Annotated in this window: 12 protein-coding genes and 1 riboswitch; of the genes, 10 read left to right on the top strand and 2 right to left on the bottom strand. The window is 37.0% G+C overall.

All coding sequences use genetic code 11. The features are described from left to right. Positions 1–21 precede the first annotated feature (21 nt). Positions 22–1,422 carry an MATE family efflux transporter gene (locus BUB48_RS03500; protein ID WP_242944152.1) on the top strand — a complete coding sequence of 467 codons (1,401 nt, stop codon included), beginning with the start codon at positions 22–24 and terminating at the stop codon, positions 1,420–1,422. Here the strand turns inward: BUB48_RS03500 and BUB48_RS03505 are convergent. Beyond that, on the bottom strand, positions 1,405–2,475 hold the full coding sequence (locus BUB48_RS03505) for a DUF3810 domain-containing protein (protein ID WP_073024628.1): 1,071 nt from the start codon (positions 2,473–2,475) through the stop codon (positions 1,405–1,407). The two genes, BUB48_RS03500 and BUB48_RS03505, sit on opposite strands and share 18 nt — an antisense overlap. A 154-nt stretch (positions 2,476–2,629) precedes the next feature. Here BUB48_RS03505 and BUB48_RS03510 point away from each other — a divergent pair, with 154 nt between their 5' ends. The 4 genes from BUB48_RS03510 to sdaAA all read left to right on the top strand — a co-directional run bounded on the left by BUB48_RS03510 (position 2,630) and on the right by sdaAA (position 14,827). Beyond that, entirely contained in the window at positions 2,630–5,083 is a 2,454-nt protein-coding gene (locus BUB48_RS03510; protein ID WP_139249900.1) for a sugar phosphate nucleotidyltransferase, read from the top strand. A gap of 156 nt (positions 5,084–5,239) precedes the next feature. Next, on the top strand, positions 5,240–13,234 hold the full coding sequence (locus BUB48_RS03515) for a GH36-type glycosyl hydrolase domain-containing protein (protein ID WP_073024630.1): 7,995 nt from the start codon (positions 5,240–5,242) through the stop codon (positions 13,232–13,234). A gap of 49 nt (positions 13,235–13,283) precedes the next feature. Then, positions 13,284–13,940 (top strand): L-serine ammonia-lyase, iron-sulfur-dependent subunit beta, encoded by a 657-nt coding sequence (gene sdaAB, locus BUB48_RS03520; RefSeq protein ID WP_073024632.1) that lies wholly within the window; start codon positions 13,284–13,286, stop codon positions 13,938–13,940. An 11-nt stretch (positions 13,941–13,951) separates the two neighbouring features. Next, on the top strand, positions 13,952–14,827 hold the full coding sequence (sdaAA, locus tag BUB48_RS03525) for an L-serine ammonia-lyase, iron-sulfur-dependent, subunit alpha (protein ID WP_073024633.1): 876 nt from the start codon (positions 13,952–13,954) through the stop codon (positions 14,825–14,827). A 115-nt stretch (positions 14,828–14,942) separates the two neighbouring features. On the opposite strand, the gene BUB48_RS03530 is transcribed toward sdaAA, so the two are convergent. Beyond that, positions 14,943–15,863, bottom strand: a complete 921-nt coding sequence (locus BUB48_RS03530) for an ECF transporter S component (RefSeq protein WP_073024635.1) — start codon at positions 15,861–15,863, stop codon at positions 14,943–14,945. Between the two features lie 145 nt (positions 15,864–16,008). Next, positions 16,009–16,123, bottom strand: a riboswitch (THF riboswitch). 418 nt (positions 16,124–16,541) lie between these two features. Here BUB48_RS03530 and BUB48_RS03535 point away from each other — a divergent pair. The 5 genes from BUB48_RS03535 (at position 16,542) to BUB48_RS03555 (ending at position 24,387) form a co-directional block, all read left to right on the top strand. Continuing rightward, entirely contained in the window at positions 16,542–19,598 is a 3,057-nt protein-coding gene (locus tag BUB48_RS03535) for an AAA family ATPase (RefSeq protein WP_073024637.1), read from the top strand. Positions 19,599–19,621: 23 nt separating this feature from the next. Further along, complete coding sequence (locus tag BUB48_RS03540; RefSeq protein WP_073024639.1) at positions 19,622–20,032, top strand: C-GCAxxG-C-C family (seleno)protein; 411 nt, start codon at positions 19,622–19,624, stop codon at positions 20,030–20,032. Between the two features lie 427 nt (positions 20,033–20,459). Beyond that, entirely contained in the window at positions 20,460–22,496 is a 2,037-nt protein-coding gene (locus tag BUB48_RS03545; RefSeq protein ID WP_073024641.1) for a urocanate hydratase, read from the top strand. Positions 22,497–22,501: 5 nt separating this feature from the next. Further along, complete coding sequence (hutI, locus tag BUB48_RS03550; protein ID WP_073024643.1) at positions 22,502–23,776, top strand: imidazolonepropionase; 1,275 nt, start codon at positions 22,502–22,504, stop codon at positions 23,774–23,776. Beyond that, on the top strand, positions 23,770–24,387 hold the full coding sequence (locus tag BUB48_RS03555; RefSeq protein WP_073024645.1) for a cyclodeaminase/cyclohydrolase family protein: 618 nt from the start codon (positions 23,770–23,772) through the stop codon (positions 24,385–24,387). The genes hutI and BUB48_RS03555 overlap by 7 nt, the downstream gene beginning before the upstream one ends. Positions 24,388–24,423: the final 36 nt, after the last annotated feature.

Below are 24,423 nucleotides of genomic sequence, written 5' to 3' on the forward strand. Positions count from 1 at the left end.
TTATGCTGCTGTGGTGAAAATGTGAGAGGAAGTGAATTTATTCTGAAACGCATTAGATACACAATAAAGAATTTACTCAGTGACATGCAATTTTATACGGATCTTGGTGTCATTGCAGCACCCATAATCATTCAAAACTTCATTAGTACATCCTTAAACATGGTGGATACAATCATGATAGGAATGGTGGGAGAAACTCAGATTGCAGCTGTTGGAATAGCAAATCAGGTTTTTTTGCTGTTTTCCATGTTTATATTTGGAATATGCAGTGGATGTGGTATATTTATATCACAGTTCTGGGGTAAAAAGGACACTGATAACATAAAACGTGTGGTGGGGGTAGAGGTCACATCTACATTGGTCATATCAGCCATATTTACCTTTGCAGCAATTGTTTTTTCAAAAAATATTATCGGAATATTCAACACTGATCAAGAAGTATTGCTATATGGAAGCCGATATCTCAAGATTGTTTGCCTTAGTTATGCTCTAACTGCCCTAACTTATTGTTTTAGCTTTGCTTTAAGGTGTACGGAAAAAGCTGTATATCCCATGTTTGTAAGCGCAATAGCACTTATGACCAATACATTTTTAAATTATGTTTTCATATTCGGACATTTTGGATTTAGAGCTATGGGTGTGGAAGGAGCAGCCTTGGCAACGTTAATAGCAAGATTAATGGAAACAGCCTTGATTATTGCAGTAATATATAAAAGGAACAGGATATTGGCTCCATCAACTAAAGACATGTTTTTAATAGATTATAATTTCTTTAGAAGGATATTCAGGACTACTATCCCCGTATTGCTTAATGAAGTATGCTGGGGATTGGCATCCGTAGTGTATTCTGTCGCCTATGGACGCATTGGAAAAGAAGCCATAGCTTCTGTACAAATAAGCAATACAATACAGCAGTTGTTTATGATACTTTGCTTTGGTATTGCAAATGCTTCCGGAGTAATGATAGGAAAAAGGATTGGAGCTGGTAATGAAGAAGAAGGCAGGGATTATGCCCATAGATTTGCAGTGCTATCCATTGCTACAGGCATATTAATAGGGGGAATGATTGTTGTTGGTGGACCTTTTATACTTAGCTTTTTCAATGTTTCTCAAAGAGTGGCTTTGGATTCCTATAATATAATGAAAATAAATTCATTGATAATGCCATTGAGGGTATTTAATATAGTAGCAATTGTGGGAATACTGAGAGGTGGAGGAGATGCCAAACGGGCCTTTGCCATCGAAGCCTCCACCATGTGGTTTATAGGAGTGCCTGTAGCTTTTGCCGGTGCATTGCTCTTTAAGTTTCCCATATATGGGGTAGTTGCATTGACTCTCCTCGAGGAAGTAGGGAAGTTCATATTATGTATGTATAGGCTGGTTTCAGATAAATGGATAAACAACCTAGTGAAGAATTTCTGATTCGTAATAAGACAGCAGCAAATCTACCATTCTCCCGTAACTTTGTACTCCATCTTTCTGATTGTTTGCCTTAAGATAAGTATTATTTAATTTTGTAGAGGCCCTTTCCACAGGGCCTTCAAATTTATCCCAATAGGCATTTATATTGGCCAAGTCTTTTTTTAATCCAGGGCCGTATTGAGATGTAAGTTCTACTGCCGCATCTTTATCAACTTTATACAAAGTATTTATGGAATGAATCAATGCCAATAGAGTTCCTGAGTATTTAAAATCCACATCATCACTATATATGCAAGTCAAAAATGCTATGAAATTAGCTTCATCCTCTCTGGCAAAACCTCTTTGATGAGCCATTTCATGAATCATACTGCTTGGAAATACAGCATCAGGCATATCACCATTCACATTAGCTTCAATAGTAAAGGGTATAAAGATTCCGGCTATGCCTGCATAGGACATAAGCTTTGAAGCCATGACAATTTTAGGTTTTCCATAATTGCCTTTAAATACAGGATACTTTTTTGCTATGTTATCATATATTTTATAGGCATTTGATACTGCATATCTTTTACCTTGTGACAATTCCATAACACCTCTGGAATTCTCCTTCACATCATCTCTGTATGTGTTGGCTTTGTCTATAAGATAAATGCATAATTCCTTCAAATCTTCTTTTGTATATTCCCCATTAGTTAGGTTTAAGGATTGGGATAGGGGTAGTCTATAATAATTCAAACCCCATAATGAAACAAACATGAAAAACAATATGCTGAGTACTGCCACAATTTCTTTTATGAGCTTAAATATCATAGGTTTATTTACTGCGATGATGGATAATAATAATTTTATAAGTGTAATTATGCACCAAAGAAAAAATATATAGAATACAAGTTCTGCTAAAGAAAAGGGAAAGATACCTGTTATTTTGCTCAACGGCTGGCTTATGAACTTGTATATTCTTCTTGAGTATATATTTTCAATAATATTAGGATAAAATTTTGCTGCATAAATCAGCGCAAGAGATATAGGAATTAATACTGCTGTCCATAACATATATTAAACTCCTTCCAGAAAGTCTTCAAAGATTATTATAAACTATACTCATATCATTGTGTTCAAATTCTATGAATATATCCAGCCATAAGGCATAAAATATTTATTGACTTTATTTACTGCAAAAGGAGTGATAAATATTAAGGCTGTAATAATGGCTGGAGGCAAGGGTACAAGATTAAGACCGTTGACATGTGGTATACCTAAGCCAATGGTTCCCGTATTCGATAAACCAGTTATGGAATATACAATTCAATTGCTAAAGGATAAGGGTATACATGACATCGGGGTGACGGTTGCGTATTTGCCACAGGTCATTATGGATTATTTTGGAGATGGAAGCGGTTTTGGAGTAAAACTCAAATATTTTATAGAGGATACACCCTTGGGTACCGGCGGAAGCGTAAGGAATACTGGGGATTTTCTTAATAGTACTTTTGTCGTCATCAGTGGTGATGCTCTTACAAACTTGGACTTGACAAAGACTTTGGATTTCCACAAAAATATGAAATCCAAAGCAACACTTGTTTTGAAAAGGGAGCCAGTACCTATCGAATATGGAGTTGTAATAACAGATAGCCAAGGACTGATAACCCGATTTTTGGAAAAGCCTAGCTGGGGAGAAGTCTTCAGCGATACTGTGAATACGGGCATATATATATTGGAACCTGAAGTCATGGAATACTATAAGCCTGGTGAAAGTTTTGACTTTAGCAAGGATTTGTTTCCAAAACTTCTTAGAGACAAAGTGCCCATGTATGGATATGTAACAGATGATTATTGGTGTGATATTGGGGACTTGGCATCTTATAGACAAGTCCATTTCGATATATTGGATGGTAAAGTTAATTTAGCATTGGAAGCTACTGAATTTCAAAAGGGCATCTGGCTGGCTGAAGGAGCACAAATAAGAAGAAGTGCAACTTTAGTTCCACCTGTTTACATCGGAAAAAATACAATAATAGAAGACAATGTGCTCATAGATTCCTATTCGGTCATATCACAAAACTGTAGGTTAGGTTCAAATAGCAAAGTGAAAAGAAGCGTGCTTTGGAAGAAGATTCATGTAGGGGAAAACTGCGGAATAAGCGGAGGAGTGATATGCTCCAATTCTCTTATTAAAAACAATGTTGATATATATGAAAATTCTGTAATAGGCGAAAACACAACCATACTTGAAGGATGCATAATAAAGCCTGATGTAAGGATATGGCCTGGCAAAAAGATATATGAGAATACAATTGTGAATCACAATATAATATGGGGTACAAAGGCTACAAAGAATATATTTGGTTCCAGAGGAATATCCGGTACTTTGAATTTGGAGTTATCACCGGAACTATGCTCCAGCCTTGGTTCTGCATTTGCGGCAGCTATGGGAAAGAATGCAACTTTGGTTGTAGGAAGCGACAGCAATCCTCAATCCTATATTGCAAAAAGCTCTCTTATTGCAGGCATTCTGTCTGTGGGAGGTCAGGCAATAGTGTTGGATAACTCTATAATATCTATGACACGGTTTGGGGTTGCTTATCATAGAGCCAATGGAGGTGTGCACATACACACTTCCAATGAAAAACCTTGTAGAACATATATTGAATTTTTCGATGAAAAGGGAATAAATATCTCCAGAAGCAAGGAAAGAGAAATCGAAAACTTGCTTAATCAGGATGATTATGATAGATGCAAAGCGGAAGATATAAAGGACATTATGAGGATGGAGAACTTCCAGGAAATATTTATAAGGCAAGGATTGGAAAGGATTCAAAATTTGGATGGTATCAGAAGAAAAAATTTCAAGATAGTGCTAGCTTCCCACTCAGAAAATACAACAGCTATAGCTTATAAATATCTGCAAAACTTAGGTTGCAGCATAAGCTTAGTCTGGGGAAGAGCTGACAATATCATTGACTCCGGTATATATAAGTACATGGCCGGCTTTGTTACAAGGAAAAAGGCAGATTTAGGAGTCATAATAAATGAAAACGGTGAAAGTCTGACACTTATCGATGAAAGAGGAAGGGTGGCTAAAGAAGAAGAGTATCTTCTATTGACTGAATTGGTGGCCATAAAAGGTTATGGTGCAAAACATTTGGTTTTCCCTCATGCATTTCCGGGAGCAGCGGAGGAAATAGCAAAAAATAACGGGGTTAAAATATATAGAACCTCCTCAACACCGGCGGAAATAATGAAGAAAATGATGGAGTTGGGAGATGGAACCAATAATCCTTCTATTCAATTTATACTGAATAATAACGGGGTTTGGGCCATAGGACATATCATCGAATACATGGTTAAAGAAAATACAAAAATCAGCAAGTTAATTGACTCTATACCTGAATATTATTACCTCAAAAAGGAAATAAATTGTGATTGGAAGGATAAGGGAAGGATTATAAGAGAAATTGCCTTTGGTGCCAATCAGGAAGACATTGAACTTATAGAAGGTGTAAAGATTAAAGATTCAAGAGGATGGGCTTTGGTGTTGCCCGATAATGAAAGGCCCGTGTTCAACATATATGCTGAAGGTTATTCTCAAGAAATGGCTCAAGAGTTATCTGCAGACTTAAGTGAAAAGATTAACTTGTTGTTAAGAAATCAGAGGCTGTAAGCCTTTGATTTTTTGTAAAACCATAGGATATATATACTTTAATATGAATTTCCCCAATTAGTTACAAGAAAGGCTTCCTTAGTTATAGAAGATTTACAGTGGAAGTCTTTCTTACAATAAGCAGCAGTCTTTGATTTGGAGAGGTGTAGTGTTTATATGAATGATATAGACATGATTAAAGATGTTATACTTAGTAAAGAAGATCTGCTAGATCATGGTTACCACTTGGGACAAAAGCATATTCTAAAAAAGCGAAAAACATCAACCAGAATGCTAAAAAAGAGGTTAATGGAAAACTATCAAGCAATACTTGAAATCTACAAGGAGCTTGATAGATTAGCCAAGGAGAACAAAGACATGGCGCCGGCTTCTGATTGGTTGCTGGATAACTTTTATAAGATTGAAGAACAAGTAAAGGATGTAATGTTGAATATTCAACAAGAAAGGTATTATAGGCTCAATACTCTTGCTTCAGGGTATCTTATGGGATATCCAAGGGTATATGCCTTAGTACTGGAATATTTTTCACATACCGATGGAAGTATGGATACAAGCTTGTTTATAGACTTCATTAAAGCTTATCAAACTGTACAGATACTATCGATATCCGAAGTATGGGCATTAGCGCTGATGACAAGGATAGGACTGGTAGAGAATATTAAAATAATATGCAATGATGTTTTTAAAGCCCAGATCCAATGGAATAAAGGGGAGGAACATATAAAACTAAAAAGAGATGAACTACTAAATGCAATAGACAATAATTTTGAAATTGAAGGTCGGCTAAACACATCCTATTTGGAGCATTTGCTTGCTCTTTTGAGAAGAACAGGTTCCGAACATGGAGAAATCTTGGATTATATAGAAGGGAAACTTGAAGAGTATAATACCAACATACAAGATTTGGTCCAGTATGAGCATAAAAAATATGCTGTAAGAAAAGTATCAATAGGAAATTCCATTACAAGTCTCCATGCCATATCAACTTTGGATTGGAACTATATATTTGAATCAATATGTGTGGTAGAGGAGATGCTTTCCAAAGACCCGGCAAACATTTATACATCTATGGATTTTGAATCAAGAGACTACTATAGAAAAATAATATCAGAAATATCCGGAAAACACGGTATATCTGAAACAAAGGTAGCAAATGGAGCCGTAAATCTTTCTAAAAAAGCAATGAAGCTGAATGAGCCTTTTAAGAAAACCCATGTTGGTTACTATTTAATTGATGAAGGCAGAAAGGAATTGTATCAGGAACTGAACATTAAGTCAGAAGAAATCAGGCTTAAGTCCATGAAACCGTATTTGGCATCTGTAGTATCTTTTTCAGTGTTGTATATAATATTGACTGTTTGTTTATTGGGAAAGGGTTTACGCTTTGGTGATATAGTTTTGTTGTGCACTTTGCTGCTAATTCCTGCTTCTGAGATAGGAGTAAGTTTGACCAATTATGTGTTCATGAAGTTATATAAACCGACCTTTCTACCTAGGCTTGAATTTGCCCATGGTATACCTGATGAATCAAAGACTATTGTCATAATACCAGCACTTTTAAGCAGCAAAAATGCTGCAATGGAGTTAATAGAAAAGATGGAAGTATACTATCTGGCCAATAAGGATAAAAATCTGTTTTTTGGTTTGATAGGTGATTTCAAAGACAGCGATAGGGAGAATAATCCAGAGGATGAATCCATTGTAGAAGCTGCTATGGAAGGCGTTAAGATTTTAAATGAAAAGTACAAAGAAGGTAGGACTATTTTTTACTATTTTCACAGAAAGAGAGAGTTCAATGACAAACAGAACAAATGGATGGGTTGGGAGAGAAAAAGAGGAGCCATAGTGCAGTTTAATGACTTATTATCCGGAAGAGAAAGCAATTCCTTTGTGTATAAGTCATCAGGTGTGGATGAATTGAAGGATATCAAATATGTAATAACCATCGATTCAGACACAAATCTAATTATGGAAAGTGCAGCAAAGCTTATAGGAACCATTGAACATCCTTTGAACAAACCGGTTTATGATAAAGAGAGAGGTATTGTGACAGAAGGTTATGGCATAATCCAGCCAAGGATAGGAGTAGATGTTGAAGATTCAAATAAGACGCTGTTTTCACAAATTTTCGCCGGTGATGGAGGTATTGAACCTTATACTACAGCGGTATCAAATATATATCAAGATGTTTTTGGGGAGGGTATATTCACAGGAAAAGGTATTTATGATTTATCAATGTTCAATGAAGTAACCAAAGAAAAGATTGAAGATAATACCATACTGAGCCATGATTTACTGGAGGGAAGCCTACTTAGGACAGGTTTAGCGGGGGATATTGAGTTAATAGACGGTTTCCCCGGAAAATATCTATCTCATGCTTCAAGACAGCATAGATGGACAAGAGGAGATTGGCAACTGATAAAATGGATAACGGGGAAAAATCCGTTGACATCACTATCGAGATGGAAGATGGTGGACAATCTGAGAAGAAGCATGATACAGCCTTCTATATACCTATTGCTTCTATTAGGCATCCTTTGTTTGCCATGTTCCGTAATGAAACTGATTCTTGTTCCAATATTTTTATTTCTGTTTCCAAATTTGCTGTGGCTCATTTCTATTATTGAAAGAAAAAGCAAGGATACAAGACAGTATATGCAATTGCTGAAAAAAACTGTTTATCAACTTTTTTTCCTTATGGCATTCTTGCCCTACAACGCATATATGATGATGGATGCAGCAATAAGAAGTTTATATAGAGTTTTTTACTCTCATAGAAACATGTTGGAGTGGGTGACTGCAGCAGATGCTGAGAAAAAGCTCAAGTCAGACCTGAAGGGATATTATATTAAAAGCAAATGCACTATAGTATTGACATTGATTTTTGCTGTAGTTGTGACTATAAAGCAGGTCTTTGATGTGGCTGCCGCTATTCTCCTGGGTCTATGGATATTATCGCCTTACATAGCCTATAAAGCCAGTGAAGATGTTAAAACTCAAAAGCCTGCTCTAACTGACGAAGATAGGGAGAATATACAAAGAATAGGAAGAAAGACTTGGGCTTACTATGAAGAATTGGTACGCGAGGAGTTTAATTATCTCCCACCGGATAATTACCAGGAATATCCGCCTAAAGGAGCCGCACCAAGAACTTCACCCACCAATATAGGATTATATCTTGTATCTACTCTTGCTGCCGCAGACTTGGGCTATATCAATGCAATACAGATGTTGGAAAGAGTAGAAAATACATTGAATACCATTGAGAAGTTGGACAACTGGAAAGGTCATTTATATAACTGGTACGACATTAGAACATTGGAGGTTCTAAGGCCACTCTATGTTTCCACTGTAGACAGTGGTAATTTCATATCCTATTTGATTCTTTTAATGCAAGGACTGGAGGATTATATTGATAAAATTGACAATCCGGAAAAAATCAAGGATATCATCAGCAGGATAGAGGTTATTATTGAAAGAACAGAATTCATTCATTTATATGACAAAAATAAGAACCTGTTCTCGATAGGATATGATGTGGAAAAAGAGAAATTAACTAATTCATATTATGATTTGCTGGCTTCTGAAGCCAGAACCACAAGTTATGTGGCAACAGCAAGGAGAGAGGTCCCATTGAGACATTGGAGAAAGCTAGGAAGAGCTTTGACCTGCATTGGAAAAAACAGGACTTTGGTGTCCTGGACTGGAACCATGTTCGAATATTTCATGCCTGCATTGATAATGAGAAAATTTGATAATACCATATTTGACGAAACCTATAAGGGGGTGCTTCAGGCACAGAAAGAGTATGGTAATAGAAACAATGTGCCATGGGGTACGTCAGAATCAGGATATTATACCTTTGATTTGGACCTTAACTATCAATATAAGGCCTTCGGTGTACCTGATTTGGGTTTAAAAAGGGGTTTAATTGAAGATGTAGTTATATCTCCATACTCAACTGTGATGACAGTCAATTTTGACCCAAAAGGTGCATCTAAGAATCTTAAGAAGCTCATAGAGTTAGGGTTGGAAGGAAAGTATGGATTATATGAGGCTGTGGACTTCACGGTTAAGAGAATTCCTATGGAATCCAAGTTCCAGATAATCAAAAGCTATATGGCTCACCATCAGGGAATGAGTTTGCTTGCCATATGCAATTTTCTCAAGGATGATATCATGATTAGAAGATTCCATAGTCATCCATTGATAAAAGCAGGAGAAGTATTGCTTCAGGAGAGGATTCCGGAGAACATTATCATTACCAAAGAATATAAGGAAACAAGTCAAGACATAAATCGACAGAAAAACTTATATAAAGAAGGAGTTAGAAACTACAGTTCGGTTGAAGTATTACCTCCACCTTGTCAAATACTCACAAACGGCAGATATTCAGTTTTGTTAAACAATAGAGGGGGAGGATACAGCAAACTTGATGGGATTCTCATAAACCGCTGGCGTAACGATGCTATAGAAGGAGGTTATGGGAATTACATTTTCGTGAGAAATATAACCACTGATAAGGTATGGTCAACAACATGGGAACCCTTCAATGATGACCCGGATGGATATAATGTAGCCTTTTATCAGTCAAGAGCTGAGTTTATAAGGATTGATGATGATATAAAGACTGTTACTGAGGTATTTATATCACCAGAAGACAATGTGGAAATAAGAAGGGTTAAGATAGAAAACCACGGTAAAGAGCCGGTGACATTGGAAGTAACCAGCTACATTGAAGTGGTTTTGACTACTGAAGCAGCAGATATAGCTCATAGAGCCTTTTCAAACCTTTTTGTAAGAACAGAATATTTGGAAGAGTACAATAGCATTATGGCAGTCAGAAAGCCAAGGGAGGGCCATGGACAGGAATGGTGGGCTTTCCATAGTTCATTGACAGATGACTCTGGGCTGGAAAATGTGGAGTACGAAACAAATAGAGCTAATTTCATAGGTAGAGGAAGAGACATCGCTAAACCTATAGCTTTATGCCAGTCGTTGACAAATAGTTCTGGAACTGTTCTTGATCCAATAATGAGCATAAGGCGAGTTATAAAAATAAAGGCCGGTGGGCATGGAGAAGTTTCATTTGTAACGGGATGTGCCAACTCCAAGGAAGAAATTCGAGAAATGATAGCAAAATACCAAGAAGCATCGGCCATAGATAGAGCCTATGCTTTGGCAATTACCAGAAGCCAAGTTGAAGGAGCTTATTTAAATCTTGATGCAAATGATATCGTTGGCTTTGAAAAGCTCATTGGGCATCTGGTTTATGGCAGCCCTACAAGAACTTTGCATAAGGAATATATAATTAAGAACAAAAAAGGACAGCCATCTCTATGGCCTTTCGGGATTTCAGGTGATTTGCCTATTATGCTTATAAGCATAAGCGATGAAAGGGACATACCCATCCTCAAGCAGGCCATTAAAGCCCATGAGTTCTTGCGAATAAAAGGGTTTATCATGGACTTAGTGATATTGAACATGGATGAAAGCAGCTATCTTCAACCTTTGAGAACTGCTATAACCAATGCTGTGGAAGGAAGCCATGGTAAACATTTAATAGGCAGACCAGGAGGGGTGTCCATTGTAAATGCAGTGAACATTTCACAAGAAGATAAGGAACTCTTGATAGCTGCATCTACTTTGGTATTTAAGGCTGAAGCCGGTTCAATAGAAAAACAGCTTGTGGATATAGAAATAAAAAGAAAGAAGAGAAGAAATACTATTGATTTATTGAATAACAAAAAATCTGATATTCCTAGATTGAAAAATCTTTTGCTGTTTAATGGCTATGGTGGGTTTAGCCCTGACGGTAGTGAATACATAATGAATCTAAAGAAGGATCTCAACACTCCTGCACCTTGGATTAATGTGGTGTCAAACCCGAACTTTGGATTTATAATCTCAGAAAGAGGCGGAGGTTATGTTTGGGCAGAAAACAGCAGAGAATATAAGCTTACTTCTTGGACCAATGACCCCATAAGCGATAAACCCCAAGAAAAGATTTATTTAAAGGATGATGAAATGGGTATTATATGGTCATTTAGCCCAGAATCAGAAGAAAATATGGAAACATGGACTGTGACCCATGGGTGGGGTTATACAATTCTCAATAAGGATTGCAATGGTCTAAGTCAACAATTAGAAATGTTCGTACCTTGGAAAGAAAAGATTAAGATAAGCATGTTAAGGTTGAAGAATAAAGATGGCAGAAAGAGAACATTGAGGCTTTGCTATTATATGGAGCCGGTGCTTGGGGTAAGTCCAAAGGAAACCAAGCAGCATATAATCGTAGGATATGATTCAGATATAGATGGATTGATAATGAAGAACGGATACAATATTGATTTTCCGGGAAGATTGGCATATATGTCCTCCTCGGAACCCATTATAGAGTATAAGACCAATAAGCTGGAATTTCTTGATTTATTGGAGGAAGCCTCGGAAATTGATTTGAGCATAGGCTATGAACCCTGTGGTGCCATTGAAATAGAGATCACTCTGGGGCCGGAAGAAGAAAAAGTCATGGCCTTTTACTTAGGTCAGAGCAACAGCTATAGTGATATAAAAAATATTATGGATAAATATAAGGATGTATCAGTCGTTGAAGCAGAGTTGGAGAATGTGAAGAGAAACTGGAGAGATATGACTGGTAGAATCAGTGTGGAAACCCCGGATAAATCAATGGATATCATGCTTAATGGATGGCTTATATATCAGACTATAGCGTGTAGACTATGGGGAAGATCCGGGTTCTATCAGTCCGGAGGAGCCTTTGGTTTCAGAGATCAGCTCCAGGATGCCATGAACATAGGCATGATAATGCCGGAATTGTTAAAGCAGCAAATATTGCTCCATTGCAGTCATCAATTTGAAGAAGGAGATGTGCTTCATTGGTGGCATCCAGTAACAGAAGAAAAGGGTGTAAGGACAAGATTCTCAGATGACTTATTGTGGCTTCCCTATGGGGTTATACAATATATCAGATATACAGAGGATAGAAGCATTCTGGACATAGAAATTCCATATGTTAAAGCCGAACCTTTGAAGGAAGGGGAGGATGAACGATATGGAGTAATCCAGAAATCATCAATGACAGGAACTGTATATGAACATTGTGTCAAGGCCATAGATAGAAGTTTGAATTTTGGGGATCATAAACTGCCACTGATGGGCTCTGGAGATTGGAATGACGGAATGAATCTTGTTGGGAATAAAGGAAAGGGAGAAAGTGTATGGCTTGCTTTCTTCTTATATGAGATACTCATGGATTTTGTGCCCATTTGTGAGTATAGGCAGGATATTGAAAGAATGGCACAATATAAGAAGACCATGGAAAATATTAAAGAAGCAATAGAGGAAAATGCATGGGACGGTCAGTGGTATAGGCGAGCATATTTCGATGATGGAACTCCTTTGGGGTCATCAGAAAATAAAGAATGCATGATAGATTCCATTGCTCAAAGCTGGTCCGTAATGTCAGGAGCCGCTTCTCCTGAAAGAGCAGCCATGGCTATGGAGTCGGTGAAAAGGCATTTGGTGAAGGAAGAGGAAAGCATGGTGCTGCTGTTTACTCCTCCCTTTGACAAAACCAACCATAATCCCGGATATATAAAATCCTATGTTCCTGGGGTAAGGGAGAACGGAGGACAGTATACCCATGGGGCCGTATGGACCATATGTGCTTTTGCACAGATGGGAGATGGAAATATGGCTTATAAGATATTCCACATGATAAATCCCATAAACCACGCTCGTACCCCCATTGAATGTTCTTTATACAAGGTGGAACCTTATGCAGTGGCAGCGGATGTATATTCAGCTAATCAACATGTGGGAAGAGGTGGATGGTCTTGGTATACTGGAGCTGCTGGATGGTTATACAAGGCAGGAATCGAATATATACTGGGAATAAAGATAAGGGGAAAAAGATTGGTTATAGACCCATGCATTCCGACATACTGGGAAGGCTATAAGGTGGTTTATAATCACTTTGGAACCATATACAACATAATGATATCAAATCCAAGTAATATTTCGAAAGGTGTCCTGTCCATCACCTTGGATGGTAATGCTATAGTTGGAAATTCCATAGAAATTGCTGATGATAAGAATATTCATCAAGTGAATGTAATAATGGGTTGTTAAAGATAATATGGAATGATATTATAAATGAGAAAGAGGTGAGATTAACTGTATGAATTTGTTTGATATAATTGGCCCGGTTATGATAGGACCATCCAGTTCCCATACTGCCGGAGCTGCTAGATTGGGGAAGCTAGCCCGCAATATATTTGGAGAGGATTTTAATAAGGCAGATATAACACTATACAATTCTTTTGCAAAAACCGGTCAAGGGCATGGCACTGATAAAGCCATTGTGGCAGGAATTTTGGGAATGGATCCTGATGATGAAGATTTGAGAAATGCCATTGATTTAAGCCATGAATCCGGAATAGAAGTAAATTTAATTTTAGAGGAAAGCAAACGAGAGTTGCATCCAAACACTGCTAAGATAATACTATATGGTAAAGATAAAACGATGAGTATAACAGGTTGTTCTCTAGGTGGTGGCAGAGTCATGATACAGGATATAGATGGTTTTAAAACCGAGTTTACAGGCGAGTTCAATACAATTATATCTGTACAGAGGGATAAACCTGGCATCGTAGCATATGTTACATCGTACTTGGCCCAAAAAAACATCAATATAGCTCAAATGAAGCTTTCCAGAAGATCAAAAGGAGATATGGCCTTGATGATCATTGAGACTGACGAAACACCACCAAAGTCTGTTAAAGAGGACCTGGAAAAACATGAAGGAATATATAAAATAGTAATATCAACAATTTAAGGAGGATTAACATGTCTCTGTATACTATGAGGCAGATTATTGAATTAGCTGAAGAAAAAGGTTTGAAGATTTCTGATGTAGCTTTGGAGTTGGAGAGTAAAGAAAGTGGATTATCAATAGATGAAATAAAAAAGAGGATGGCCTATAATTACGAAATAATGAAAAATTCTGTTTCACATGGCATAAGTCAGGTAATGCCTTCTGTAAGCGGACTAACAGGTGGAGAAGGATATAGATTGTGGCATGAAAAGGAGAAAGGATTATCCGGCGAAACCATATTAAAAGCATCCTCAAGAGCCATGGCAGTATCCAATGTAAATGCTTCCATGGGGAGAATCGTTGCTGCACCCACCGCCGGTTCCTGTGGAATAATTCCCGGTGTAATGATGACAGTGGCAGAGAAGCTGGGTAAATCTGAGGATGAAATTGTCAATGCACTGATTACAACTGCAATTGTAGGAAAGATTATTGCCCAGAATGCAACTCTTGCAGGAGCAGAAGGAGGATGTCAAGCTGAATGTGGTTCTGCATCTGCCATGGCAGCGGCGGCAGCAGTAGAGCTGGCAGGTGGTACACCCTCTCAGGCAGGTCATGCAGCAGCTATAGCCCTAAAAGGTATTATGGGACTTGTATGCGATCCTGTAGCTGGATTGGTAGAGGTACCATGCATTAAAAGAAATAGCTTTGGTGCAGCTCAAGCCATATTGGCGGCGGATATGGCCATGGCAGGCATCGAAAGTGTAATACCCGTAGATGAGGTCATCAAGGCAATGGGTGAAGTAGGGCGCTCTTTGCCGGTAGAACTTAAAGAAACGGCTATGGGAGGTATTGCAGCCTCAAAAACCGGCAAGATGTTGGAAGAGAAGCTTATGAAAAAAGAGAATTAGACAAAGAAAAATAATAAAATCACCCAGCAAAGCTGCATATATGCTGCTTTACTGGGTGAATAACTTTTTGCATAGTTAGATAGCAAAAGGAAAAATGTAATGTTGATACATTATTTTACATATTTTTTGAACTGTATTTTGATTCCATGGATGGTCTTTTAATTAATCCATTTAAACTTTGTTGTTTGCTAAAAACTGCTAATAATGTAGCAACAAAATATGCTTTTACCGTATTGCCCAGAACCTCTTCAATTATGCGCGGAATCCAAATCAATGCAAATGGAAGGGCTTTCCATGCAGAATAAATTGTTTCACGCAAAATGACTGTATTAAGGGTCGTTACAATCAATCCAGAACCAATCATGGCAATAAGAAGTTGAGGTATTAGTCCTTCACGCGTATCTGCAAAGAATTTCTTTGATATAAAAAAATCAGCTATTAGCAAAAAAATTCCTAGAACTGCACTACCGATAATCCCTGATGTTACAAGTTTGATGTAGGTTGACAGATTCATAGATGGGTTTTTCATATTAATTGTTCTTTTAATAAGCATTTTGCTTATTAAATGCATTTTGTCTATATTGATGTTTTCTTTTTGAACATGATTGTAGAAATCACTATTAACCCCGTCGGCAGATAAAAACACAATATTGGATATTCCAATTAATAGTAAAATACCAGAGAAAATTCCTACTATAATTCTCATATTTCTGCTGTTTTTATTCTGTAGACTTATCCATAAGGCTCCTCTGATAAATCCACCGGCAGCTGCAACCAGTGTCATGAGAGGTAAATAGGTTCCCATGGGTTTTAATATATAGCCTAAAAAGTCAGATAGTCCGGAAACGATGGCACCATATATGGGACCAAATAATATGGAAGGCATAATAGAGAAAATGCCTGAAATTCCTATACTCATTCCGTTTTGTCCAAACAAAGGTATATAAAAGGAAAATGATGTTTTCAATACCAGTGAAATACTGAGAAACACAGCAGAAATTGTGATACGGCGTAAGTATAAAGATGATTTTTCCAATTTAACTTCTCCTTTCTAGAAATGAAATATCTGATAGAAAGTTATTGTTAATCGGGATTGCTATGTTATTTTCATAAAAACACCTCCTGTTATGCAACACAGCTACATAACAGGAGGTATAATAATTACACCACTTCTCCTATGTAGCAGCGGGATGCAAACCTTGTACCGTAAGCTTGTAAAGCTTTTCGTCCTTCTGACGACTCCCTATTCAGAAGGCACTACAAATCAATGATTCACGCACAAAGTTCTACTCTGCTTACGAATCTAGATTTTCAGTAAGGAACAATAAGAAAACCATGAATCAAAGCATCACGCCTAGATGGTAGTTTCTAAGATGCCATACTTTGATGCCATACCTTTATGTAGTTAAATCCATTTCTGTCATTAATATGGCAATATTATACTATCACACGTTGTATATAGTGTCAAGCCACAGAACAATAGGAGATAGTGTCTACTAAAATTATGGGCATTACTTATACATAGAATTCTTAAAAATAGTGGCTAAGGAGGCTACTGAGAGGTATAATATAGCTGTGTTCTTATATGAAAACCCGTTTCTATTCATTATAGTTTTCATTTGTTACTATATAGCATTGATAAGGTTTTTTGGACAAGACTCATGGAATAATGCCATCTGAGTATTGTGAATGAAATATGCCGGGAGGTGGCTTTATGGACCATTTAAGCGTAAGGCTCTTTAGTACCCCAGCTGTGTTTAAGGGAGAAAAAAGAATTGTTTTTCCAAGCAGAAAAATTGAGGCTTTATTTTACTATGTTTTCGTAAATAAAGAAGCAACGCGAGAAGAATTAGCCAGCTTATTATGGCCTGAGGCCGACCAGCAAACCGGAAGAAAAAATGTACGAAATGGCCTTTACTATATGAAAAAGACCATTGATATGGATGCAATCATATCACCCAATAAATCAATAGTGATGTTTAATTCTAATGTTAAAGTGGATTCTGACATAGAAAAGCTTTTAAGTGATGATGAATGGATTGATGCTTATACAGGAGATTTTCTTCAAGGATTCATTGTAAAAGATGAAGAAGCTCTGGAAAATTGGATACTTGAATCCAGAGAAAAGTATAGAAGTATTTATGTTCAGAAACTATATGAAAAAATAAAAAGAGATTTTAAAAGCAGAAAATATGAAAGTGTAGAGAAGTGTGCAAGGAGGCTTATTGAAGTAGATGAGTATGATGAAAAGGCTTATAGAGTGCTGATTAAGGTTCTTGCTGAAATGAGCATGTATAGCAAGGCTGTAGACGTATACGACAAGCTCTATGAGAAATTAAAAAAGGATTTAGGTATTGTTCCAGATGTAAAAACCAGAACTTTATATAATAATGTGAAAAAAAAGAGAAGTAATATTGAAATATATGAAATAAAAAAAGATAAAAAAATATTTTACGGAAGACAACAAGAACTGTTCATACTGAGTAGCAATTACATAAATTTTTATAATGGTGATGGCTATAGCTCAGTAATGGTTGTAGGAGAAGCTGGAATAGGGAAAACCACATTGAAAGATAAATTTCTTGAAATGATAGAAAAGAACGATATTTTTATATTGGAGTCAAACTGTTATCAGGCTGAAGAAGAATTCCCTTTAAGACCTTGGTCAGGAATTTTGACTAAAGTTGCCGACATAGTGGAGGAAAAAAATGTTAGAATTCCATCTTCCTTGGGCAAAATAATTCAATCTTTTTTCCCTTCGATAGGATTTAATGAAGAAAAATCTGAGGATCATTTGGATTCTGAAGAAAATATATTAAAACAGAAGTTGGTGGAAGAATCAATAATCAGCTTGATTAAGCAAATCTCAGGTATTAAGAAAACTATCATTATATTTGATGATATACAATGGATGGATAATTTGAGCCTGAAACTCTTAGCAGGTATGATGCTTCATCTTGGAAAAGAAGTTTTTTTTCTGATTACATGCAGAAACGGTTTTTCTCAGAGAATAGCTAATTTTATAGCAGATATGATCAGATATGGCAGAATGAAGAAGGTAGAACTCCGGAGGTTTACGAAAGAGGAAGTCATTGATTTTGCAAAGAAAGCACTGCCACATCATTCTTTTAAGGATGATATATATGAAAAAATATATAAAGAAACTGAAGGCAATACCTTTTTTATAGTAGAATATATAAACTCGTTGCGCGAAAACCGTGAAATGGATATAACGTCTGCAAGGATAAATGACATACTAAAAAGCAGATTTATCGGAGTAAGTGAAGATGGATTTAAAATACTCAACATAGCATCTGTTTTTTTCGATGACATATCTTTGGATATTCTTGCCGAGATAAGTGGTATGGACAAGTTGAAACTCTTGGATATACTTGATGATTTGATGAAAAGGTTTATTATAAAAGAATCAAATAATAAAATTAATCCATCATTCATGTTTACCCATCAGAAGCTGAGGGAATTTATATACAATATGCAATCTGCAAGCCGCAGGCAGATTCTGCATAACAGAATCGGAAGATTATTCGAAAATGATTTGACGGGAGATAACAAGGATATAGCGATATACCCCAAATTGATTTATCATTTTTCAAAATGTGGGGATATCGAATCAGCTTTAAAATACAGTATAAAATTAGCAAGTTTTTACCTTGACATAAACCATGAACTTTTTCCCATACTTTATGATGGAAACGGGCAAAGTGCAAATAACTCTTTCCTAAGTTATGAGGACAGCTGTAAATATTTAAGCAACATAGAAGAGCAATTAGCCAAGCTAAAGGAAATGCATGTTGACACATCGGAGGCCAAAAAGCTGGAGGTAGCCTTTTATCATATGAAAGGCAGATATCTAATTAGACATGGACAGTATGAGCAAGGTATTGAGCTCATAAAAGAGATGATTGATAATTCTCTTAGTATCGGAGATATAGGTTATGTTTTAAAAGGATATAGACAGTTGACTTACTATGGTATACAGACGAGAGATATGAAGGTTATGAAAGATAATATAGAAATAGGACTGAATATGGCCAAAGAATATGGATTCGATGCAGATGTATGTATGTTCCTAAGATTATATGGGCTTTATAAAATTATGATTAAGGATTATTACCATGCAGAAGACTTGCTTAATCAGTGTATTGATAAGTTTTATTTCATTGAAAACTCAGAGGATAAATACTGTATGCATATTGCTGCAGCATACAGCTATCTAGGAGATATAAGAAGATATAACATGAAATTTGAAAAGGCTTTGGAATATTATGATATAGCCATATCATTATGTGAGCATAAAATGGAAGGAGGCAGCTTGGCAGTATTCTGCACAAACGCGGGACAGGCAGCCTATGACACAGGAGACTATATCAGAGCAAAAAGCTATTTTCTCAGGGCTTTTCAAATATATAATAAAGTTGACTCTATATGGGGCAGAGCTATAGCAGAGGGATATATGACTCTTATTCTGATAGCTGAGGGCCATTACAAAGAGGCGTTGGAAAGCTTGAAAAGAGCAGATTTATACTCAAGACAAATTAAGAACCCTTATGAAATAGGACTTATATATAGAATAAAAGCAGAGATCAAATATAGGATGGAAAAAAACAGTCAACTGAGCGATGTTTTTTATGATTATCTTCATTTTGACTTAAAGACTTATTGTGAAGAAGGTATCAAATTTCTGGAATGTGGAAATGATGCCTATCAGATAGAAATCTTGAATATGTTCATGAACAACTATGATGCATGAAATGTAGGAGAAAGGGAGATAAAATGTTACTGGATGCAGTAAAAAAGTATTATAATAAGGATTATGACTTGAATTGTGCAGAAGCAATTCTATATGCTGCCAATGAAACATACAAGTTGAATTTAGATAAAAATGCCCTGAAAACCATGGCTGCCTTCGGAGGAGGTATGGCAATTGAAGAAACCTGCGGCGCATTGACAGGTGCATTGGCCGTATTGGGGATATTATTTGTAAAGGATAAGGCTCATGAAAGCGATAGAATAAAAGAACTGGCAAAGGAATTTTTTAAAAGATTTCAATCCAAGCTATCCACCGATAACTGCAAGAAGTTGAAAGAGCTTTATAGGAATGATGAGGAAAGATGCAGCTATATTGTTTTTAATGCTGCAGAGATATTGAATGAGATGATTTTAGAGGAAAATTGCATAAATTGAGAAGGCTTCCTTGGTTGTTATAAATGCTTCCAAAGGAAGCTTTTCTTATAATGCTAGGAAAGTATAAATTTTTAATTTATACTTTCCGTAAAAGCATTTCAAGAAAGGTTTCCTCGATTGTTATAAATGTTTCCAAAGGAAGCCTTTCTTATTGTTAAGGAAACAGACTTTCATTCACAATTAAGAAGCAATCTGCATCGGAAGGACTTGGATGGGAGCAAGAGTTTTGTTTGACGATTTAATGACGTTTCATGTTTATAATAAAATATAAAATCAATTGATTTAACTTATATCTTATAAAATTGAAAAAATGGTATAATATTCAGTAGAGGCTTTTTCAATCATTTAAATTAAGTCACTCCTAATGGTTCATCTTATCTATGGATTACTCAAACATTTAAATAATATGGTATATGGAGGGGTTATCATGATTACAAATCTTGACATTTCTAAGGCTATGACAATTAAGCTGGATGACGAGCTGCCGGAGATGCCTACTTTTGTAGAAGGCATAAGGAGAGCACCGGATCGTGGTTTTACATTGACACCGGAGCAAGCAGAAATCGCTTTAAAGAATGCTCTACGTTATATTCCTGAGAAATATCATGAAAAACTTGCGCCTGAATTCATGGAAGAATTGGTTACAAGGGGTAGAATTTATGGTTACAGATTTAGACCCCAAGGCAGGATTTATGGAAAGCCAATTGACGAATACAAAGGCAATTGCATAGAAGGCAAAGCCTTCCAGGTTATGATAGATAATAACTTGGATTTTGAAGTTGCTCTATACCCCTATGAACTGGTTACCTATGGTGAAACAGGTCAGGTATGTCAAAACTGGATGCAGTACAGACTCATAAAGAAATACCTGGAAGTAATGACAGATCATCAAACATTGGTAATAGAATCAGGCCATCCATTGGGATTGTTCCATTCAAAGCCTACTGACCCAAGGGTTATAATTACAAATGCTCTAATGGTAGGAATGTTTGACAATCAAAAGGATTGGCATTATGCTATGCAGATGGGTGTAGCAAATTATGGTCAAATGACAGCAGGGGGCTGGATGTATATAGGGCCTCAGGGAATAGTACATGGTACATTCAATACAATTTTGAATGCAGGAAGGAAAAAGTTGGGTATAGGACCTAATGAAGACCTGAGAGGATATCTGTTTGTTACATCAGGCTTGGGTGGGATGAGCGGTGCTCAGCCTAAAGCAATAGAAATAGCCAACGGAGTTGGAATAATAGCAGAGGTTGACTATTCAAGGATAGAAACAAGATATAAGCAGGGATGGGTAAGCAAGATAACCTCAGATATTGAAGAGGCATTTAAGATAGCTCAAGAATATATGGAAAAGAAAGAACCCATATCAATTGCATACTATGGAAATATTGTTGATTTGTTGGAGTATGCTGTAAAGAACAATATCCATATACATCTGCTATCTGACCAGACTTCATGCCATGCTGCTTATGAAGGAGGCTACTGCCCACAGGGAGTTACCTTTGAAGAAAGAACCAGACTGTTGAAAGAGGACAGAGAAACCTTCAAGAAATTGGTAGATAAGAGCTTAAGACGCCACTTTGAGCTTATAAAAGAGCTTGTTGACAGAGGAGCCTACTTCTTTGACTATGGCAACTCCTTCATGAAAGCCGTATATGATGCAGGAGTTAAGGAAATTGCAAAAAACGGTGTGGACGAAAAAGATGGGTTCATTTTCCCATCCTATGTAGAAGACATAATGGGACCGGAACTTTTTGACTATGGCTATGGACCATTCAGATGGGTATGTTTAAGCGGTAAACATGAAGACCTCATTAAGACTGATAAAGCAGCTATGGAATGCATAGATCCCAATAGAAGAGCTCAGGACAGAGACAACTGGGTATGGATAAGAGATGCGGAAAAGAATAATCTTGTAGTCGGAACTCAAGCAAGAATACTTTATCAGGATGCTTGGGGCAGGACAAAGATAGCTCTCAGATTCAATGAAATGGTTAGAAATGGTGAGATAGGTCCTGTAATGCTCGGCCGTGACCACCATGATGTAAGCGGTACCGACTCTCCATTTAGAGAAACGTCAAATATCAAAGACGGAAGCAATATAATGGCAGATATGGCTGTTCAATGCTTTGCCGGAAATGCGGCAAGAGGCATGAGCTTAGTGGCACTTCATAATGGTGGAGGAGTAGGTATCGGAAAATCAATTAATGGTGGCTTTGGATTGGTTTTAGACGGCAGTGAAAGGGTTGACAACATTATAAAAGATGCAATGCTTTGGGATGTAATGGGTGGAGTAGCCAGAAGAGCATGGGCAAGAAACGAGAACTCCATTACAACATCCATTGAGTATAATATGACACAACAAGGAAAGGATCACATAACATTGCCCTTTATAGCAAATGATGATCTCGTAAAGGATACTGTAAAAGAAGCATTTAAAAAGATAAAGAGGTAGAAATTATGAAGGAAAACAGTCTAATTATAAAAAACGCTTCAGAACTTGTTACCTGTAGTGGGTTTAAAGCAAAGCGCGGCAAAGAAATGTCTGATATACATGTTATAGAAGACGGAGCTGTTGTGATAGAAGAAGGTATAATAAAGGCAGTAGGAAAGACTGATGAGATATTGAAGCAGCATGATGAGAAAAGCTATCAGGTCATAGATGCTTCGGGCAAAGCTGTATTGCCGGGTTTTGTGGATTCCCATACCCATTTTGTGTTTGGTGGTTATAGGGCAGAAGAATTTTACTGGAGGCTTAGAGGAGACAGCTACATGGAGATAATGCAACGAGGCGGAGGTATTGTAAACTCTGTAAAGGCTACCAAAGAAGCTTCCATGGAAGAATTAATTAAGACCGGCAGTGAAAGACTTGACTCAATGCTTTCTTTTGGTGTAACTACAGTAGAGGGCAAAAGCGGTTACGGACTGGATATGGAAACAGAGATAAAACAGCTTAAGGTTATGGAAGAGCTAGATAAGAATCATCCTATAGATATTGTAAGGACATTTATGCCTGCTCATGCCACTCCTGTAGAATATAAAGGCAAAACTGACGAGTATGTAGATCTTATTATCAATGATATGATGCCCAAAGTGGCAGAATTGAAGCTGGCAGAGTTCTCAGACGTTTTCTGCGAGAAGAATGTATTCTCCATAGAGCAAACCAGAAGGATACAACAAAAGGCAAAGGGGTTGGGATTTAAATTAAAACTCCATGCAGATGAAATAGTTCAGTTTGGCGGCGCTGAGCTGGCTGCAGAGTTGGGTGCTGTATCGGCAGATCATCTGCTGCAAGTATCTGATAAGGGTATCCAGGATATGGCAAGGCAAGGAGTTGTGGCTACCCTTCTTCCCTGCACCGCTTTCAGTCTGAAAGAAAGCTTTGCACCAGGCAGGAAAATGATAGATATGGGATGTGCTGTAGCTCTTGCAACAGATTTTAATCCTGGAAGCTGTTTTACAGAATCCATAGCATTGACATTTGCTTTGGCTACATTACAGATGAATATAAGATTGGAAGAGGCTATCACAGCTTTAACCATAAATGCAGCAGCCGCATTGGACAGAGCAGGAGAAATTGGAAGCCTAGATCCGGGTAAGAAAGGCGATGTGCTGATACTTGAGTTCCCTTCATATAAATTTATTCCTTATCATATTGGAGTAAGCACTGTAGAGAAGGTAATAAAGAAAGGAAAACTAGTCTTTGATAAGAAGAATGGAGGAAGGATATGTTAGCTGATAAAACTGTAAAAGAGTTTCTTCAAGAGACGGCATCAAGCGCACCTGTACCAGGAGGTGGAAGTGTAGCAGCCTTGAGCGCAGGTCTTGCTGCTGCTTTGACAGCTATGGTAGCAAATCTTACAATAGGCAAGAAAGGCTACGAAGGCCTTGAGGAAGAAATGGAAAGGATTGCAAAAGAAGCAGAGCAATACAGGGATAAGTTTATAGAATATATTGACAAGGATTCTGAATCCTTTAACCAGGTTATGGCAGCCTTTAAACTTCCTAAAGAAACAGAAGAAGAAAAGGAAATAAGGAAGGAAATGATACAAAGAAGTTATAAAACTGCTGCATTAGTACCATTGGAAGTAGCCAGAAACGGATTAAAAATCATGGATATAATCGAAATAGTTGTGGTTAAGGGAAACAAGAATGCAGTTACTGACGGAGCTGTAGCTGCAATGATGGCAAGAACAGCTACCCTTTCTGCTTTATACAATGTAAAGATCAATTTAGGTTCCATAAAGGATACGGAGTTTGTTGAAAAGGTATCAAAAGAAGTCGTTGAAATAGAAGAAAAAGTGGTAAAAGTTGAAAAGGAAATATTGGGAAAAGTTGCTCTATAAAATTAAAACCCAGATTTATGTCTGGGTTTTAATTTT

The organism is Lutispora thermophila DSM 19022 (assembly GCF_900142105.1).
Classification (GTDB): domain Bacteria; phylum Bacillota; class Clostridia; order Lutisporales; family Lutisporaceae; genus Lutispora; species Lutispora thermophila.

Bases quoted from the DNA above. Each gene is read 5' to 3' on its own strand.
- hutI (WP_073024643.1), top strand. From the start codon at position 22,502: ATGAAGGAAAACAGTCTAATTATAAAAAACGCTTCAGAACTTGTTACC.
- BUB48_RS03510 (WP_139249900.1), top strand. From the start codon at position 2,630: ATGGCTGGAGGCAAGGGTACAAGATTAAGACCGTTGACATGTGGTATA.
- BUB48_RS03515 (WP_073024630.1), top strand. From the start codon at position 5,240: ATGAATGATATAGACATGATTAAAGATGTTATACTTAGTAAAGAAGAT.
- BUB48_RS03555 (WP_073024645.1), top strand. From the start codon at position 23,770: ATGTTAGCTGATAAAACTGTAAAAGAGTTTCTTCAAGAGACGGCATCA.
- BUB48_RS03505 (WP_073024628.1), bottom strand. From the start codon at position 2,475: ATGTTATGGACAGCAGTATTAATTCCTATATCTCTTGCGCTGATTTAT.
- BUB48_RS03540 (WP_073024639.1), top strand. From the start codon at position 19,622: ATGTTACTGGATGCAGTAAAAAAGTATTATAATAAGGATTATGACTTG.
- BUB48_RS03545 (WP_073024641.1), top strand. From the start codon at position 20,460: ATGATTACAAATCTTGACATTTCTAAGGCTATGACAATTAAGCTGGAT.
- BUB48_RS03535 (WP_073024637.1), top strand. From the start codon at position 16,542: ATGGACCATTTAAGCGTAAGGCTCTTTAGTACCCCAGCTGTGTTTAAG.
- sdaAA (WP_073024633.1), top strand. From the start codon at position 13,952: ATGTCTCTGTATACTATGAGGCAGATTATTGAATTAGCTGAAGAAAAA.
- sdaAB (WP_073024632.1), top strand. From the start codon at position 13,284: ATGAATTTGTTTGATATAATTGGCCCGGTTATGATAGGACCATCCAGT.